Source organism: Tistrella mobilis KA081020-065 (genome assembly GCF_000264455.2).
Classification (GTDB): domain Bacteria; phylum Pseudomonadota; class Alphaproteobacteria; order Tistrellales; family Tistrellaceae; genus Tistrella; species Tistrella mobilis.
This window is the reverse complement of the sequence record NC_017966.1, coordinates 38,896-55,308: the sequence shown is the minus strand read 5'-3', so window position 1 is coordinate 55,308 and position 16,413 is coordinate 38,896. Positions and strand designations below refer to the sequence as shown.

The 16,413-nt window shown below is 68.5% G+C and carries 16 protein-coding genes and 1 pseudogene; 13 read left to right on the top strand and 4 right to left on the bottom strand.

Annotation, left to right across the window (positions count from 1 at the left end):
* Positions 1–5: 5 nt before the first annotated feature.
* From TMO_RS21080 to TMO_RS21070, 3 genes are all read right to left on the bottom strand, one after another.
* Positions 6–644 carry a hypothetical protein gene (locus TMO_RS21080; RefSeq protein WP_014752813.1) on the bottom strand — a complete coding sequence of 213 codons (639 nt, stop codon included), beginning with the start codon at positions 642–644 and terminating at the stop codon, positions 6–8.
* 139 nt (positions 645–783) lie between these two features.
* The gene (locus TMO_RS21075) at positions 784–1,080 is read right to left on the bottom strand and encodes a helix-turn-helix domain-containing protein (RefSeq protein ID WP_051045575.1); all 297 of its coding nucleotides are present in this window, start codon (positions 1,078–1,080) and stop codon (positions 784–786) included.
* A 90-nt stretch (positions 1,081–1,170) separates the two neighbouring features.
* Positions 1,171–1,974: an AraC family transcriptional regulator gene (locus TMO_RS21070; RefSeq protein WP_014752812.1), complete on the bottom strand. Its 804-nt coding sequence runs from the start codon at positions 1,972–1,974 to the stop codon at positions 1,171–1,173.
* Positions 1,975–2,051: 77 nt separating this feature from the next.
* On the opposite strand from TMO_RS21070, the gene TMO_RS21065 reads away from it, so the two are divergent.
* The 7 genes and pseudogenes from TMO_RS21065 (at position 2,052) to TMO_RS32670 (ending at position 7,441) form a co-directional block, all read left to right on the top strand.
* On the top strand, positions 2,052–4,145 hold the full coding sequence (locus TMO_RS21065; RefSeq protein WP_014752811.1) for an FUSC family protein: 2,094 nt from the start codon (positions 2,052–2,054) through the stop codon (positions 4,143–4,145).
* Positions 4,142–4,357, top strand: a complete 216-nt coding sequence (locus TMO_RS21060; protein WP_014752810.1) for a DUF1656 domain-containing protein — start codon at positions 4,142–4,144, stop codon at positions 4,355–4,357. The genes TMO_RS21065 and TMO_RS21060 overlap by 4 nt, the downstream gene beginning before the upstream one ends.
* Positions 4,354–5,250, top strand: coding sequence for an HlyD family secretion protein (locus TMO_RS21055; RefSeq protein WP_014752809.1), 897 nt, complete (start codon positions 4,354–4,356; stop codon positions 5,248–5,250). The genes TMO_RS21060 and TMO_RS21055 overlap by 4 nt, the downstream gene beginning before the upstream one ends.
* An 84-nt stretch (positions 5,251–5,334) precedes the next feature.
* The gene (locus TMO_RS21050; RefSeq protein ID WP_014752808.1) at positions 5,335–6,789 is read left to right on the top strand and encodes an amidase; all 1,455 of its coding nucleotides are present in this window, start codon (positions 5,335–5,337) and stop codon (positions 6,787–6,789) included.
* A 14-nt stretch (positions 6,790–6,803) separates the two neighbouring features.
* On the top strand, positions 6,804–7,154 hold the full coding sequence (locus TMO_RS32675) for an FMN-binding negative transcriptional regulator (protein ID WP_014752807.1): 351 nt from the start codon (positions 6,804–6,806) through the stop codon (positions 7,152–7,154).
* Positions 7,076–7,243 (top strand): annotated as a pseudogene (locus TMO_RS32945) (hypothetical protein); the annotation flags it as partial. The gene TMO_RS32675 and the pseudogene TMO_RS32945, both read left to right, overlap by 79 nt.
* A 21-nt stretch (positions 7,244–7,264) precedes the next feature.
* Positions 7,265–7,441 carry a hypothetical protein gene (locus TMO_RS32670; RefSeq protein ID WP_014752806.1) on the top strand — a complete coding sequence of 59 codons (177 nt, stop codon included), beginning with the start codon at positions 7,265–7,267 and terminating at the stop codon, positions 7,439–7,441.
* Here the strand turns inward: TMO_RS32670 and TMO_RS21040 are convergent.
* On the bottom strand, positions 7,429–8,541 hold the full coding sequence (locus TMO_RS21040) for a GntR family transcriptional regulator (protein ID WP_187297865.1): 1,113 nt from the start codon (positions 8,539–8,541) through the stop codon (positions 7,429–7,431). The two genes, TMO_RS32670 and TMO_RS21040, sit on opposite strands and share 13 nt — an antisense overlap.
* Before the next feature lie 203 nt (positions 8,542–8,744).
* On the opposite strand from TMO_RS21040, the gene TMO_RS21035 reads away from it, so the two are divergent.
* The 6 genes from TMO_RS21035 to TMO_RS21010 all read left to right on the top strand — a co-directional run bounded on the left by TMO_RS21035 (position 8,745) and on the right by TMO_RS21010 (position 16,385).
* Positions 8,745–9,908 (top strand): C45 family autoproteolytic acyltransferase/hydolase, encoded by a 1,164-nt coding sequence (locus tag TMO_RS21035; RefSeq protein ID WP_014752804.1) that lies wholly within the window; start codon positions 8,745–8,747, stop codon positions 9,906–9,908.
* A gap of 304 nt (positions 9,909–10,212) precedes the next feature.
* Positions 10,213–11,154 carry an ABC transporter permease gene (locus TMO_RS21030; RefSeq protein ID WP_014752803.1) on the top strand — a complete coding sequence of 314 codons (942 nt, stop codon included), beginning with the start codon at positions 10,213–10,215 and terminating at the stop codon, positions 11,152–11,154.
* Positions 11,155–11,258: 104 nt separating this feature from the next.
* Positions 11,259–12,017 carry an ABC transporter permease gene (locus TMO_RS21025; RefSeq protein WP_051045603.1) on the top strand — a complete coding sequence of 253 codons (759 nt, stop codon included), beginning with the start codon at positions 11,259–11,261 and terminating at the stop codon, positions 12,015–12,017.
* Entirely contained in the window at positions 12,014–13,663 is a 1,650-nt protein-coding gene (locus TMO_RS21020) for a dipeptide ABC transporter ATP-binding protein (RefSeq protein ID WP_041607296.1), read from the top strand. The genes TMO_RS21025 and TMO_RS21020 overlap by 4 nt, the downstream gene beginning before the upstream one ends.
* A gap of 117 nt (positions 13,664–13,780) precedes the next feature.
* The gene (locus TMO_RS21015; protein WP_041607295.1) at positions 13,781–14,641 is read left to right on the top strand and encodes a hydrolase; all 861 of its coding nucleotides are present in this window, start codon (positions 13,781–13,783) and stop codon (positions 14,639–14,641) included.
* A 166-nt stretch (positions 14,642–14,807) separates the two neighbouring features.
* Positions 14,808–16,385, top strand: coding sequence for an ABC transporter substrate-binding protein (locus TMO_RS21010; RefSeq protein WP_014752799.1), 1,578 nt, complete (start codon positions 14,808–14,810; stop codon positions 16,383–16,385).
* Positions 16,386–16,413: the final 28 nt, after the last annotated feature.

The window sequence follows — 16,413 nt, the reverse complement described above, 5'->3', positions numbered from 1 at the left end:
TTGCCTCATTCGAGCAGTTTGATCGCGAACGGTACCGGTTCGTCTACCGCCCCCAAGGTGGCTGAACCCGCAATGGCGCCGTCATCGCCGATGATCCCCCGCGCATTCAGGTAGCTCGCAGTCAGAAAGATGCCATCCGCATTGACGGTCACGAAACACTCGTTACCCGCATTCGCATTCACGTAGCAGCGCTTGTCCGGAGAGTAGTCACCGACGCCGATCCGCCAGTACGCGATCTTTTCAGGCGTAACGTTGCCGTTCCACCGATCCCGAATCACGCCGGTAAAGTCGTTGTCCTTCACTGCCCTGCCGTCCAGACGAATCGAGAAGATCGGGCGGGTTTTGAGAAAACTCTCGAAGGCGGCGCGTTTCACCGAAGGGTTGGGTGACAGCAGCCCGAACTCCAATGCAAGACGGGTCAGTTCGGCATCGTCGCTCTCCAGCATGATCTGCATGGCAGCCAGGCTTCGTGCCGGATCCGGATCGTTGAGGAGTTCCTGATACGGATTGAGCGCGGTGACGCGCTTGTCCACCAGGGCCCGCAACTGCTCGGGCGTGAGGCTTTGCGCGCCCGCGGTGTGGGCGCATATCGACGCAGCCGCCGCGACCGCTGCCAGAAGGATATTGCGAAGTCGCCGCTGCATCGGATACTCCTTCGAGACCTGCTCACATTTTATAGCAGATCGCAATCCGCTGGAACCATATGATCGCCCGCTATCGCCATATGGTGGGCGGTCGATGTTCGCTTAGTCTCCTTGAGCAACCGGAAAGACGGGCAACACTTCAGACCGGCGACACAGGTAACAGCTCACCCCGGTTCCGGCCTTGGTTTGGTGCGGGATCGCGATCCCGCCAGGTCTCGGGGCCGATCAGGAACCGCTCGTGGATTGCCATGCGGCGCCCGCGACCGATCCTCCAGCCCGCGAACCCGTCACGGCGATAGCGACCCAGCCATGTATGCCCCGTCTTCCGGCTTATGCCGAACACACGGCACAACTCCGAGATGCTGTCGCCGCCCTCGAGGCACGCCGACACAAAACACAACCGCTCATCCATCACACGGGTCTCTTGCCACGCCATGGCCGCACCTCCGCGACCATCTTGCACAGCTGTCACCCATGTCGGCCGGCTGCACTTTTACCTATCTGAACGGTCTGGGCCTGGCCGGCCTTACCCCCGCCGCCGCTGGGCGAAATACTGTGCCGGCGTGCTGCCCAGCGCCTTTTTGAACATGGCGATGAAGGCATTGACCGACTCATAGCCCAGTTCCACCGCGACGTTCTGAACCGCGGTGCCGGCGGCCAGTGTGCGCAGGGCGACGATCAGGTGCAGCTGCTGTCGCCAGCGGCCGAAGGTCAGGCCGGTTTCCCGGATCATCAGGCGGGCGAGCGAACGTTCGCTCATCGCCACGCGCTTTGCCCAGTCACCGAGCGTGCTGCGGTCGGCCGGGTCGAGGGTCAGAGCGTCGGCGATGGCGCGGATCTTGGGATGGCTCGAGATCGGCAGGTTGAAACGCTCCCGCGGCATCCCCGCCAGCTCGTCCAGGGTGACGCGCGCCAGCCGGGCGGCATGGCTGTCGGCCGGATAATCCGCCGGCTCCTGAGCCAACCGGTCGACCATTTCCCGCACCAGCGGCGAGAGCGACAGGGTGCAGCAGCTGTCGGGCAGCAGGGCGGCGCCCGGTTCCACGAACAGATAACTGAGGCGGGCGTTCGCGGTCGCCCGGGCGCTGTGCGGCATGCCGCCCGGGATCCAGACGGCGCAATTGGGCGGCACGATCCAGATGTCGTTATCCGCCGTGCAGGTCACCGCGCCGCGCCGCGCCAGGATCAACTGCCCCTTGCGATGCCGGTGGACCGGCACCTCTTCCGCATGGTCTGCGAAATCGAGCTGGCTGGCGACCGCCGGCCGGTCGGTGAGGTCCGGATCGAAGACCGAGACGGCGGAGACGGCAGATCTTGGGGAGGGGCACATCGCTTTGGCAGTTTTTAGTGATTTTATGACCGGATATCGAATTTAACCGATTTGGCACCGCGGCGATACTCTGCGGCATGAGCACCGATCATCGCCCCGAGCGTCCCATTGCCGCAGCCGGCCGTCACCTCCGGCGCCTCTGCCGTTCGCCCCTGCTGCGGGCGGATGCAGACGCGCTGCTGTTCTCGGCAAAAAGCTTCATCGCCGCGATGCTGGCCTGTTATCTCGCGCTGCGGATCGGACTGCCGCGGCCCTATTGGGCGGTTCTGACCGTCTATATCGTCTCGCAAGGCTCGGCGGGCGCCTCGCTCGGCCGCGGCGTCTATCGCTTTGCCGGCACCCTGGTCGGTGCGGCGGCGACGGTGGTGATCATTCCGGCCTTCGTGAACGACCCCATCCTGTGCAGCATCGTGCTCGCCTGCTGGATCGGCCTGTGCCTCGGCCTGTCCCTGCTCGATCGCACACCCCGCGCCTATGCCTTCGTTCTGGCCGGCTACACCGCCAGCCTGATCGGCTTTCCGGGCGTGCTCGATCCGGGCCAGATCTTCACCACCGCCCTGGTGCGGGTTCAGGAAATCTCGGTCGGCATCCTCTGCGCGGTTCTGGTTCATCGCATCGTTCTGCCCAAACATGCGACCGACCAGTTCACCGGCCGGCTGGCGGCCACGCTCCGCGATGCCCGGCGCCTGGCGGATGATGCCCTGGGCGGGGCCGCGGCGCGGCAGACGCGCGATGATCGCCGCCAGCTTGCCGCCGATCTTCTCGGCCTGCAGGGGCTCGGCACGCAGTTGCCCTATGATCCGGCACCGCTGGTGCCGCATATCGGGCTGCGCCGGATGATCCACGACCGGCTGTCCCACCTGCTGCCGCTGACGATGGAGGTGGAAGAAAAGATCGCCGCCCTGGGCCTTGAGACAGGCGATCCGGCAGACGAAACCGCGCGGCTGGTGGCGGATCTCCGCCGCTGGATCGCCATGGACGATGCCGCCGCGCGGGCAGCCGCGGCGAGCGGCCTGATCGACCGGGCGGAAGCCCTCGGGGCCCGGCTTGCCGCGGGGGCGGCGACGCCGCGCGACCGGCTGGCCGCCAATCTCGCCGGCCGTCTGGCCCTGATGGCCGGCCTGCTTCGTGACACTGATCGGCTCTGGCAACAGGCCCTGAGGGCCGGCCCCGGCCGATCGACCCCCCGTCCGGCCAGGGGCTATGTCTATCACCGCGACCCGTGGATGGCGGTCAGGGCGGGGGCCGGTGCCGCCATCGGCATCACCATGGGCTGCCTGTTCTGGATCTGGTCGGGCTGGCCGGATGGCGGGATGGCGGTCTCGATCCTGGGTGTGTGCTGTGCCCTGTTCGGAACCGTCGATGCGCCGGCGCCGCATCTGCGGACCTACATGCTGGGCTCGGTCTACGGGGTGGCGATCAGCCTGGTCTACGGCTTCGCGATCCTGCCACGGGTGCCGGATTTCGCCGGTCTCGTCGTAGTCCTGGCCCCCGTCTTCCTGTTCGCCGGATCCCTGCAGGCGCGCCCGCCCACGACCTTCATGGCGCTCGGCATCACGCTGACGGTGCCGATCCTGGGCGGGCTGGACAGCGTCTATCACGGCGATTTCGCCGCCGCCCTCAACAACGTGGTCGCGCTGTTCGCGGCCGTCGGCTTTGCGATGGTGAGCATGACGATTTTTCAGACCGTCCCGCCCCATGCGGCGATCGGACGCCTGCTGCGGCTGAGCCGCAGGGATGTCCGGCGGCGCATTCTCGGCACCGCCCCCGACGAGGCCTGGTGGACGAACCTCATGGTCGACCGCACGGCGCTGCTGCTGCCCAGGCTGCGGCTCTCGGGCCGCCTGCAGGGCCATCTGCTCGACGATACCATGCATCATCTGCGCATCGGCCATGCCGCCGGGCAGCTCCGCCACGAGATCGGCCGGGTGGAGGGCCATATCGGCCGCGATGCCCGCGGGCTGCTGGCGGCGATCGCGGCCGGCTTCGCGGCCCGGCAGCCGGACCCCGGCCAGATCGCCGGGCTGGAGCCGCGCATCCGGGCGCTGGCCGGGCTGATCGCCGGCAGTTCGCTTCACAACCGTGCCCGCCTGCTCGACCTGATCATCGATCTGCGCTTCGCGCTGGGGCTGGGCAGTGGCGGCACGCCCGACGGGGAGCCACACCCATGATCACCGATCTCGCCCTCGGCGGCGTTTTCATCCCCGGCCTGCTGGTGCTGGCGGTCCTGGCGCTCGTTGCCACCCTGCTGGTGATCCGGGTTCTGGTCGTCACGGGGCTCAGCCGCCTCTTCGCCGGCCGGCCGCTCGTCGAGCTTGCCGTCTTCGCCATCATTTACGGGCTGCTGCTCCAGCACCTGCCATCCACCGGGCTTTTCCAATGACCAGGATCCTCTCCCGCCTCGGCCGCTATGTCCTCACCCTCTGCATCGTCGTGCCCGCCGCCGTGATCGCCCTGCAGTACTGGGATCGGTATCAGCAGGTGCCCTGGACCCGCGACGGCCGGGTCAGCGCCGATGTCGTCCGGCTGGCGCCCGAGGTGTCGGGCACCGTCGCCACGGTCGAGGTCGGCGACAACGGCCATGTTCAGCGGGGCGATGTGCTGTATGTCATCGACCCCGAGCGCTACCGCCTTGCCGTCCGGTCCGCCGAGGCCGATGTCGAAGCCAGGCGTCAGGAGATGATCGTCCGCCGGGCGGCGGCAGAGCGGCGCAAGCGGCTCCGCGAGGCGATCTCGCGCGAAGATCTTCAGCAGGTGGAGGCCGCGGCGGCGGTGGCCGATGCCGACTGGCGGGCGGCACAGGCGCGGCTGGATCTCGCCCGGCTCGATCTGGCGCGCACGACCGTGCGTTCTCCGGTCGACGGCTATGTCAGCACCCTGCGCCTCCGGCCCGGGGACTATGCGATCGCGGGCGAAAGCCGTATCTCGATCGTCGATGCCGGCAGCTTCCGGATCACCGGCTATTTCGAAGAGACCAAAATCCGCCATGTCCACCCGGGGCGCCCGGCGCAGATCCGGCTGATGGGGTTCGACCGGCCGTTGTCGGGCCATGTCGACAGCATCGGCCGCGGTATCGAGAACGACAACGACACGCCCGGCGCGCAGGGCCTGCCCGATGTGCCTGAGACATTCGCCTGGGTGCGCCTGGCCCGGCGCATCCCCGTCCGCATCCGGATCGATGCGGTGCCGCCCGGGGTCGAACTGGTCGCCGGCATGACCGCGGCGGTCGAGATCACCCCCGACGGAGAGGCGCCGATGCGGCTTCGCATTTTTTAAACTGTCTTATTTACGTTCAGAACGCAGTTTGTTACGGTCCTCCTCATCAGCCACATGCACCCCGCTCCAACAGAGGGCAGATTGATGAGCTTCGTCGAGACCTATGCGACGGATGATGCCGTCGCGCTGGCCGCGCGTATCCGTGCGAAGGAAGTGAGCCCGCGCGAGGCCGTCGCGGCCGCCTTTGCCGCGATCGACCGGGTCGATCCTGCCCTGAATGCCGTGATCATGCGCATGGAGGCCCAGGCCGAAGAGCAGCTGGCGGCGCTCGACCGGCTCGATCCCGCGGCCACCCCGCTCTATGGCGTGCCGGTGCTGCTGAAGGACGATTGCCAGTCCTATGCCGGTGTGCCCAGCGCCAATGCCAGCCGCCTGGCCGCCGGTTTCACCCGCGATTACGACACCGAGATCATGGCGCGCTACCGCAAGGCCGGCGTGATCGTGGTCGGCAAGACCAATCTGCCGGAATACGGCTCCAACGCCACAACCGAACCGGTTGCGAATGGGCCGACGCACAATCCCTGGAAGCATGGTTTCAGCGTCGGCGGCTCCAGTGGCGGCTCTTCGGCGGCGGTGGCCGCCGGCATGGTGCCGATCGCCTATGCCAATGACGGCGCGGGTTCGATCCGCTGCCCGGCCTCGTCGACCGGCACCTTCGGGCTGAAGCCCTCGCGCGCCCGCACCCCGGCCGGGCCGGTGTCGTGGGATCTGTGGGGTGGGCTGGTTTCGGAACACGTCGTCACCCGCAGCGTCCGCGACAGCGCGCTGATGCTGGACCTGACCGACGGCCCGGATGTCGGCGCCCCCTATTTTGCGCCGCCCAAGACCCGGCCGTGGTTCGAAGAGGTCGCCGCCGCCCCCGGCCGGCTGAAGATCGCCCTCAGCCTGACCCCGCCGGTGCCGGTGGAGGTGACCGAAGATGTCCGCGCTGCCACGCTGCGCATGGCGAAGCTGCTGGAAGAGATGGGCCACGAGGTGGTCGAGGCCGTGCCGGTCTATGACGGCGAGGCGGTTGCCGAGGCGCTGAAGCTGATGGTCTGCGCCTATGATGCGGCGCAGGTCGACGACCTGTCGAAGATCATGGGCCGGCCGGTCGATCGCAGCACGGTCGAAGGCGGCATTCTGGCTGCGGCGGAACGCGGCCGGGCCACGCCGGCGCCGGCGCTGCTGGATGCCCGCGGCCGGATGGGGGCGGAGGCCCGGCGTTTTTGCCGCTTCTTCGGCGATTACGACCTGCTGATGACCCCGACCCTGCCGCAGGCGCCGATGGCCCATGGCTATCTGGACAGTGACGGGCTGGACCTCGACGTCTATCTCGCGCGGGTGCTGGGCCATCTGGGCTTCACCCATATCGCCAATGTCACCGGCCAGCCGGCGATGTCGGTGCCGGGCGGCTTCAGCGACGGCGGCCTGCCGGTCGGCGTGCAGTTCATCGCCCGTCCCGGCGACGAGGCGACGCTGTTCCGCCTGGCGGCGCGGATCGAAGAGGCGGCGCCCTGGGCGCAGCATCTGCCGCCGGTCCACGCCTCGCGCGGCTGAGGACACCCGTCGCCATGTATGCACCCGCACGCTATCGCATTGAGGAGGCCGCGCGCCGCGCGGCCTTCGTCGACGCCCACGGCTTCGCCATGCTGGTGGATGTGCCGCCCCAGGGCGGTGCGCCGCTGGCCAGCCATCTGCCGCTGCTCAGGCTGGATGACGGCCTGGCGCCCGGCGACCGGCTGCTCGGCCATATCGCCTGCGTCAACCCGCAGGCGGCGCGGCTTCGTGACGGCGTGCCGGTGCTGGCGGTCTTCACGGGGCCCGACGGCTATGTCTCCCCCGCCTGGTACGTCACCGGGGCCGATGCGCCGACCTGGAACTATTCGGCGCTGCACGTGACCGGCCACATATCCGCCTGCTGACCGGGCCTGAGGCCAACCGCGCGGCGCTTGCCCGCACGGTTGCGCATTTCGAGGCGCAGCAACCGCAGCCCTGGCCGCTGGATCAACTGAACGAGGCCGACATCCAGGCGATGCTGCCGCGGATCCAGGCCTTCGAGATCGTCATCCAGACGGTGGAGGCCCTGGCCAAGTTCAGCCAGGAGAGACCCGAGGCCGACCGCGCCGCGGTGATCCGCGCGCTGGCGGAAAGCCCCCGCGACGAAGACCGTGCCCTCGCCGCCGAAATGGCCGCGCACTATCGCCAGTGAGCCTCTTCCCCGCCGCAGGACCACAGGGCTCCCAGCCGCCATTGAGGCGGCGGCCAAGGCCACGGAAGTGGCCGCCCGGCGAGGGTCAAACAGACTCCCGCCATTGAGGCGGCGGCCAAGGGCACGGCAGTGCCCGCCCGGCGAGGGGCTAAAAAAAGACTCCCTCCCTCGTCCTCGGGGAACTCCGCCGCCTGGGCCAGATGATGGCGGAGCAGGGCCGCCGCCAGCCGGCGGTTGCCGGCCTCGATCGCCTGGAGGATCGCCAGATGTTCGCAACAGGACTGCACCACCCGATCAGGCGTCAGCCGGCGGAACTCGTCGCGTTCCTGGATGCGGCGGAGATTGTTCTGCTGGGCGATGGCCTGGTCGAAGAAGCGGTTGCCGGCGCCGGCCACGATCGCCTCGTGGAAGGCGGCGTTGACCCGGAACCATTCGCGCTCGTCCAGCGTCTCGCGATCGGCGGCCAGCACCTTCAGATGGGCGGCGCGCAGCTCGGCGAAGCGGGCGGTGTCGACCCGGTAGCGGGGCTGAGCCAGGGCCTGGCATTCGATGGCGATGCGGAAGGCATAGCTTTCGGTCACCGCGTCGTCGTCGTCCAGGCTGTCGACGAAGCGCCAGCCATGGCCGGGCTGGCGGGTGACCAGCCCCTCGGTCGACAGGCGGATCAGCACCCGGCGGAGCGTGCCGTGAGAGACGCCATAGCGGGGCAGCAGCTCGGCCTCGGAAACATCCTGGGCGATGCGCCCCTGGGCCTTGTCGGCGATGATCATCTGATAGACCCGCTCGGTATCCGAGGCGGGCAGCCGGGCCTCGACGCGGGCAGCGGCGGCCTCGATGGCGGCGGGATCCTCGATCAGCCGGAAGCTGCGGCCGGGCGACTGGGCGATCAGCCCTTCGCTTTCCAGCAGTTCCAGCGCCCGGCGCACCGGCGTGCGCGACACGTCCAGCGCCTTGGCCAGCGCCAGCTCCGGCGCGCGTTCGCCCGGCGCCCAGCGGCCGTCGCGGATGCGTTCCAGGATGCGGCGGGCAACCTCGATCTGCAGGGCCGACAGCCCGGCCTGCGGTGCGGCGTCGTCCTCGGCCTCGGGCATCGTCACCATCGAAAAGACAGCCTGCTCTGTGGGGAAGGCGCGCCCGGTCGCCGGCCGGCCGCGCGCATGCATCCCCTGTTAACCACGGCTTCGGCCGCCGATCAAGCACGGGTTGCACGGCGCTGCGCCCGGCGCGGTCCGGCCCGGAAAAATTGTCTTCTGCACGCCTTCAGTGCAACATGGGTCAGCCCTCTTCCAAGGAACCTCCCCCGATGATCCCACCCGTGGCCCCGACATCTGCCGCCGATGTCGTCGATTTCCCCATGGTCGAGCTGCGCGGCACCCCCGTCGAGCGGGGGCGGACCTATGGCGCGGCGCTGAAATCCCAGGTTCTGGGCAGTGTTGCGCTCTACACCGCCCAGCTCCGGGCGATGAACCACGACTGGTCGGCGATCGCCGCCATCGCGCGGGAATTCCTGCCGCTGGTGGAGAATTTCGACCCCGCCTATGTGGAAGAGATGCGCGGCATCGCCGAGGGGGCGGGCTGCGACCTTGAACACATCCTGCTGATCAATGCCCGCACCGAAATCCTGCAGATCGGCCGCCAGCGCGCCGGCATTCCGGACGAGGAGCCGGACGGATGCACCGGTGCGGTGATCCTGGGCAGCCATACGGCCCATGGCCGGCTGATCCACGGCCAGAACTGGGACTGGCGGCCGGAATGCGCCCACACCACCGTGGTGCTGAAGATCCGCCGCGACGACGGCCCCGACCTGCTGACCATGACCGAAGCCGGCGGCCTGGCGCGCTGCGGCCTGAATTCGGCCGGCATCGCCATCACCGCCAATTATCTGGAAAGCGACCGCGACTACGCCCAGGTCGGCGTGCCGCTGGCGCTGATCCGGCGCAAGGCGCTGGAACAGCAGCATATGGCGCTGGCGATGAAGGCGGTGTCCTGCACGCCCAAATCGGCCTCGAACAACATGATGCTGAGCTGGTCGGAAGGCTTCGCGATCGATTTCGAATGCGCCCCCGACGAGGCCTTCCCGATCTGGCCGGACGAGAACGGCATGATCGTGCATGCCAATCACTGGATCGGCGACATCGCCCGCACCAAGATCCGCGACACCGGCATCCCCTTCGTGCCGGAAAGCTTCTATCGCGACTGGCGGGTGCGCCGGGCGCTGGCGGCCAAGGCCGGGCAGATCGACCGCGACGTGCTGAAGGCCGCCTTCTTCGACGATTTCGGCGTCCCCTATTCGGTCTGCCGCCCGCCCCGGCCGGGGGCCGGGGGCTCCATCTCCTCCACCGTCGCCATGGTGGTGATGGAACCGGCGCTGGGCCTGATGGAGGTCTGCCCCATGCCGGCCCTGTCGACCCGCTTCACCACCTACACGCTGGACATGGACGGCGCGATCACCGCCCCCCGCGCCTGACGACGAGCCGGGGCCAGTCGTTGCCCCTTGCAACGGCTGGCCCAAGCCGCCATTGAGGCGGCGGCCAAGGCCACGGTAGTGGCCGCCCGGCGAGGGACTAACAGACTCCCGCCATTGAGGCGGCGGCCAAGGCCACGGAAGTGACCGCCCGGCGAGGGTCGAACAGACTCCCGCCATTGAGGCGGCGGCCAAGGCCACGGCAGTGGCCGCCCGGCGAGGGCCATACAGACTTCCGCCATTGAGGCGGCGGCCAAGGGCGCGGCAGCGCCCGCCCGGCGAGGGACCAACAAAAAAGGAGCCCGCCATGTTGCGCTTCATCCTCTACCGCCTGGCGTCGGCGATCCCGACACTCGTGGTGGTGGCGCTTGCGGTCTTCGTGCTGATCCGCGCGATTCCAGGCGATCCGGTCACCACCATGCTCGGCGATCAGGCCGATCCGGCCACGGTTCAGGCGCTGCGTCAGGCCTATGGGCTGGACGGCCCCTGGCCCTGGCAGTTCGTGCTCTGGGTCGAGCGGCTGGCCTCGGGCGATCTCGGCCAGTCCATCACCAACGGCCTGCCGGTGGCAGAGCTGGTGGCCGATCGCTTCTCGGTCACGGCCGGCGTGGTCTTCCCGGCTGTCCTGATCGCGACCCTGGTCGCGGTGCCGCTGGGCATGATCGCGGCCTGGCGGCGCGGGGCCGGCACGGATCTCGCCATCACCGCCTGTGCCACCCTGCTGATGTCCATCCCGACCTTCTGGCTGGGGCTGCTGATCCTGATGTGGCTGGGGCTCAATCTGGGCTGGCTGCCGATCGTGGGCTATGTCGGCTTCGCCGAGGATGCCGGCCGGGCGCTCGCCTATCTGGTCATGCCGGTGCTGACGCTGACCATCGTCGAAATCGGCATCCTGACCCGCATGGCGCGCGCCAATACGGTGGAGGTGCTGCGGCTGGAATACGTCACCCATGCCCGCGCCAAGGGGCTGCCGGAACACACCGTGATGGCGCGCCATGTGTTTCCCAACGCCTTCGCACCGACCCTGACCCTGGTCGGGCTGATCCTGGGCAATCTTCTGGGCGGCATTGCGGTCACCGAAACCATCTTCTCGCTGCCCGGTCTCGGCCGGCTACTGGTCGATGCGATCTATGCCCGCGACTATCCGGTCGTCCAGGGCGGGCTTCTCTTCATCGCCGGGCTTTACGTGGTGATCAACCTTATCGTCGACCTGCTCCACCCGCTGTTCGATCCGAGGGTTGCGGCATGACCTCTGCACCTGCTTCCACCGCCGATACCCGCGGCCTGAAACCGCTGCGTCGCCGGCTTCAGCCGGGGCTGTGGCTGGGGGTGATCCTGGTCGGCATCGTGCTGATGCTTGCCGTCACCGGCGCCGTCTGGACGCCCTACAACCCGATGGCGCTGAGCATCCCCCATCGCCTGCAGCCGCCCTCGGAACTGCACTGGCTGGGCACCGATGAATTCGGCCGCGACGTGCTCTCAAGGCTGATGAGCGGCGCCACCACCAGCGTGTCGATCGGGCTTGCCACGGTCGCGGTGGCGACGCTGCTGGGCGCGCCGATCGGCGTGCTGGCCGGCTTTCTGGGCGGCGCGGTCGACCGGATGCTGGCCGTGGTCATCGATGCGCTGCTCGCCTTCCCCGGCATTCTGATGGCGCTGGGGCTGATGGCGGTGATGGGGCCGGGCGAGACCAGCATCGTGATCGCGCTGGGCATCGCCTATACCCCCTCGATGGCACGGGTGGTGCGCAGCATCGTGATGTCGCTGCGGGCGCGGGAATTCGTCGAGGCCTCGGCCGTCACCGGCAATTCCACGCTCTACACCATGGCGGTGCATGTGCTGCCCAATGCCGCCTCGCCGATCATCGTGCTCGCCACCTCCATGTTCGGCTGGGCCCTGCTGTCGGAAAGCGCACTCAGCTTCCTGGGGCTCGGCGTGCCGCCGCCGGCGGCGACCTGGGGCTCGATGCTCTCCGCCGGCCGGCCCTATCTGGCCCAGGCCGACTGGCTCACCATCTTCCCCGGCGCCTGCATCACCATGGCCCTGCTCGGCATCTGCCTGCTGGGCGATGCGCTGCGCGACCGGCTCGATCCCAGGATGCGCAACGCATGACCAGCGACCTGCTTCTAGACATCCAAAAGCTGTCTGTTGGCCTAGAACACGGACCAACAGTTGTGGAAGATGCCAGCCTGTCGATCGCGCGCGGCCGCATTCTGGCGGTGGTGGGCGAAAGCGGCTCGGGCAAGACCGTGGTCTCGCGGGCGGTGCTCGACCTGCTGCCGGCACCGCTGATCCGCCAGTCCGGCCGGATCCTGTTCGACGGCCGCGACATCACCACGCTCGAAGGGGCCGCGCGCCGCAAGGTGCGCGGCGGCCAGATCGGCATGGTGTTCCAGGAACCGATGGTCTCGCTCAACCCGGCCCTGTCGGTGGGCGCGCAGCTGGTCGAAGGGCTGATGCTGCACGAGAGGATCGGCCGCGCCGAGGCCCGGGCGCGGGCGCTCGCCATGCTCGCCCGCATCCGGATCGACGATCCGGCGCGCTGTTTCGGCGCCTGGCCGCATGAATTCTCGGGCGGCATGCGCCAGCGGATCATGCTCGCCTCGGTGATGCTGCTGAAGCCCCGGCTGCTGATCGCCGACGAGCCGACCACCGCGCTCGATACCCTGGTCCAGCGCGAGGTGCTGGAGCTGATGGTAGAGCTGGCGCGCGAGAACGACACCGCCATCCTGCTGGTCAGCCATGATCTGGGGCTGGTGGCGCGCTATGCCGACGACGTGGTGGTGATGCGCGGCGGCCGGGTGATCGAGCGCGGCCCCACAGCACGGATCCTGCTCGACCCGCAGCATGACTACACCCGCAACCTGCTGGAGGCGATGCCGCGGCCGCGCCGTCTGGCGCCGCCCGCCCGGGCCGATGTGCCGGTGGTGGAGGCCCGCGATCTGGTGGTGATCCACAAGGGCCGGCGGCGGATGCTGAAGCGCCAGCCCGACAAGCGCGCCGTCGACGGGGTCAGCTTTCAGGTGGCGCCGGGCGAGACCCTGGCGCTGGTCGGCGAAAGCGGCTCGGGCAAGACCACCATCGGCCGCTGCCTGGTCGGCCTCACCCGGCCGAGCGGCGGGCAGCTGATGTTCCGCGGTGCCGATCTCGCCCGCACCACCGGCGCCGAGGCCCGCGCGCGGCGGCTGGACTGCCAGATGGTGTTCCAGGATCCGTTCTCGTCGCTGGACCCACGCCATGGCGTGGGGCGGATCGTGGCGGAACCGCTGCGCCATGTGCCCGGGCTTTCGGCTGAAGACGCGCGTCGCCGGGTGGACGAGGTGCTGGAAGAGGTCGGGCTGGGCGCGGCCTATGCGAAGCGCCTGCCGCATGAACTCTCGGGCGGCCAGCGCCAGCGGGTCGCCATCGCCCGCGCCATCGTCCGCCGCCCGGCCTTCGTGGTCGCCGACGAGGCGGTCTCGGCGCTGGACATGACGGTTCAGGCCCAGGTGCTGGACCTGTTCGGCGATCTGCAGCAGCGCCACGGCTTTTCCTGCCTGTTCATCACCCATGCGCTGTCGGTGGTGCGCCGCATCGCCCACCGGGTGGCGGTGATGAAGGATGGCCGGATCGTCGAGACGGCGGCGACCGAAGACCTCTTCGCCCGGCCGCGCCATGCCTATACCCGCGCACTGCTCGCCGCCGCACCTGTGCTGGAGCCGGCACCCGGCGGCGGTTGGCGGCTGGCCGGTGCCGCCAATGATCGTTCTGCACTATAACCGTCATAAAAGCAGTTTTTGCCCTTGGCCTTCGCGGCGGGCGGTCCTATGCTCGAAGACGAGCCAGGGCCGTCCCCCGCCTGCCTTGCCCTCCCGACCCTGCCGGAGCCCGCGCCCATGATCCCCGACGGCATCACCCTCGCGCAGCCGCATCTGAACTTCTACGATTTCGGGCCGACGCCCTTCTTCGCCCTGCCGAACGAACAGCGCGTCTCCTATTGCCTCTATGTGCCCAAGAGCTTTGCCACGGCCGATGCCGAGGCGCGCCGGCGCTGGCGGCTGATCGTCGCCATGCATGGCACCGGCCGCACCGCGGCGGCCTATCGCGACCATTTCGCCGCCTTTGCCGACGCCCATGACTGCATCGTGCTGGCGCCGCTCTTTCCCGTCGGGCTGATCGAGCCGGGAGAGATGTCGAACTATAAGCGCATCAAATTCCACGACATGCGCTTCGACCGGCTGGTGCTCGACATGGTCGATCTGGTGGGCAAGCGCTACGACATCGACGTCTCGCGCGTGGCCCTGTTCGGCTTTTCGGGCGGCGGCCATTTCACCCACCGCTTCCTCTATCTGCATGCCGACCGGCTGTTCGCGGTCTCGATCGGCGCGCCCGGCGGCGTGACCCTGCTGGACGAGGATCGCGACTGGTGGGTCGGCATCCGCAATCTGCGCGAGGTGTTCGGCACCGATCCCGATGTCGACGCCATGCGCCGTGTGGCGGTGCAGATGGTGGTGGGCGATGCCGATCTCGACACCTGGGAAATCACGCTGAAGCCGGGCATGCCCGGCTGGATGCCCGATGCCAACATCGCCGGCGCCACCCGGGTCGACAAGATCCGGAGCCTGAAGGCCTCGTTCGAGGCGAAGGGCATTCCCGTGCGGCTCGACCTGTTGCCGGGCGTGCGCCATGAAGGGCTGAAGGTGGTCGGCGCCGTCCAGGACTTCCTGGCCGGGGCCGTGGCCGCCACCAGGGCCTGACGCAGACACCAGATCGGGCGGCGCGCATGGGGAGCATGCGCCCCGCCCCCGCAATACTCCCGGACCGGACGATCCGAAAACAATGTCCGGCCGGCTCGTGACGGGGACCGGTGGTGTGCCGCCGGTGTCGCTTCACCATCACCCAGCGAAGGGAAGGGGAAGACCCATGACCTGCGTGACCACGCGGCAGCTTGGCGCCGCGGCCGTCGTCACCGCGGCGCTGATCCTGCCGCAGACTGCCTTTTCCGCCGATGAAGCGCAGCGGACGGAACGGATCACCATCGCGATCCCGACCGATCTGCGCAGCACCAATCCCGGCGTGCAGCGCGACGGCACCGCGGATCTGATCATGAACCACGTGGTCGAGGGGCTGGTCGGCCACCGTCAGGATCTGTCGGTCGGCCCGGTCCTGGCGGAAAGCTTCGAGCCCTCGGCCGACGGCCTGTCCTGGCGCTTTCAGCTGCGCAAGGGCGTCCACTTCCAGAACGGCGCCGAGATGACCTCGGCCGATGTCGCCTGGAGCTGGAACCGCTATCTGAAGGCGGAGACCGCCTGGCAGTGCAAGCGCTTCTTCGACGGCAAACAGGGTGCTGCGATCACCGCGATCGAGACGCCCGAGCCCTATGCGGTGGTGTTCCGGCTGGAAAAGCCGAACCCGATGCTGCCGCTGTTCATGTCGAACCTGCAGTGCAACGCCGCCATCCTGCACCCGTCCTCGGTCAATGAAGACGGCAGCTGGAAGGCGCCGGTCGGCACCGGCCCCTATGTGATCGGCGACTGGAAGCCCGGCCGCTATGTCGAGCTGGACCGCTTCGACGGCTATACCGGCCGCGAGGGCCCGTCGGACGGCATGACCGGCGCCAAGCCGGCGCTGGCCGATCATCTGCGCTTCCTGATCGCGCCCGACGGCACGGTGATGAAGAACGCGCTTTATGCCGGCGAGCTGGATTTCGTGCCCGAACTCGGCGCCGCCGAGATCCCGGAGGCCGAAAGCCGCGGGGTGTCGATCTACAAACAGCCGATCCTGTCCTGGCACCTGCTGCTGATCCAGATCCAGGATCCGGTGCTGAAGGACCCCCGCATCCGCAAGGCGATTGCGCACGCAATCGACGTGCCTTCGGTTGTAGCGGTCGCCAGCGAAGGCGTCGCCACCGCCAATCCGTCCGGCGTCGCCACCGCCAGCCCCTATCACAACGCCACCCATGATCAGTGGCCGGCCTATGATCCGGCGCTTGCGCAGAAGCTGCTGAAAGAGGCCGGCTATAAGGGCGAGCCGATCCGCATCCAGACCAATATGCGCCCCGGCGGCTATCACGAAACCGCGGTCACCGCCCAGGCGATGATGCAGGCGGCGGGCATCAACGCCCAGATCGAGGTGCTGGACTGGGCGACGCAGCTGCAGAACTATCTGCAGGGCAAGTATCAGATGCAGTCCTTCGTCTATTCCTCGCGGCTGGATCCGGCGCTCGCCTATTCCTCGATCATCGGCGACAAGACCGAACAGCCCAGCGCCAGCTGGGACGATCCGGACGCGATCAAGCTGCTGGAAGCCGCCAAGCAGACCATGGATCCGGCGGTCCGCGGCAAGATCTTCGACCGCATCCACAGCCGCATGGCCGAGGCGGTGCCGGTGATCGGCCTTTACAACGACGTCCGCGTCATCGCCACGGCGCCCGACCTCAAGGGTTACACCCCCTGGTCGGCCGGTTTCGACCGCTTCTGGGGCGTGACGAAGACGAAGTGAGCCATACCGGAAACACGGGTCCCTCCGG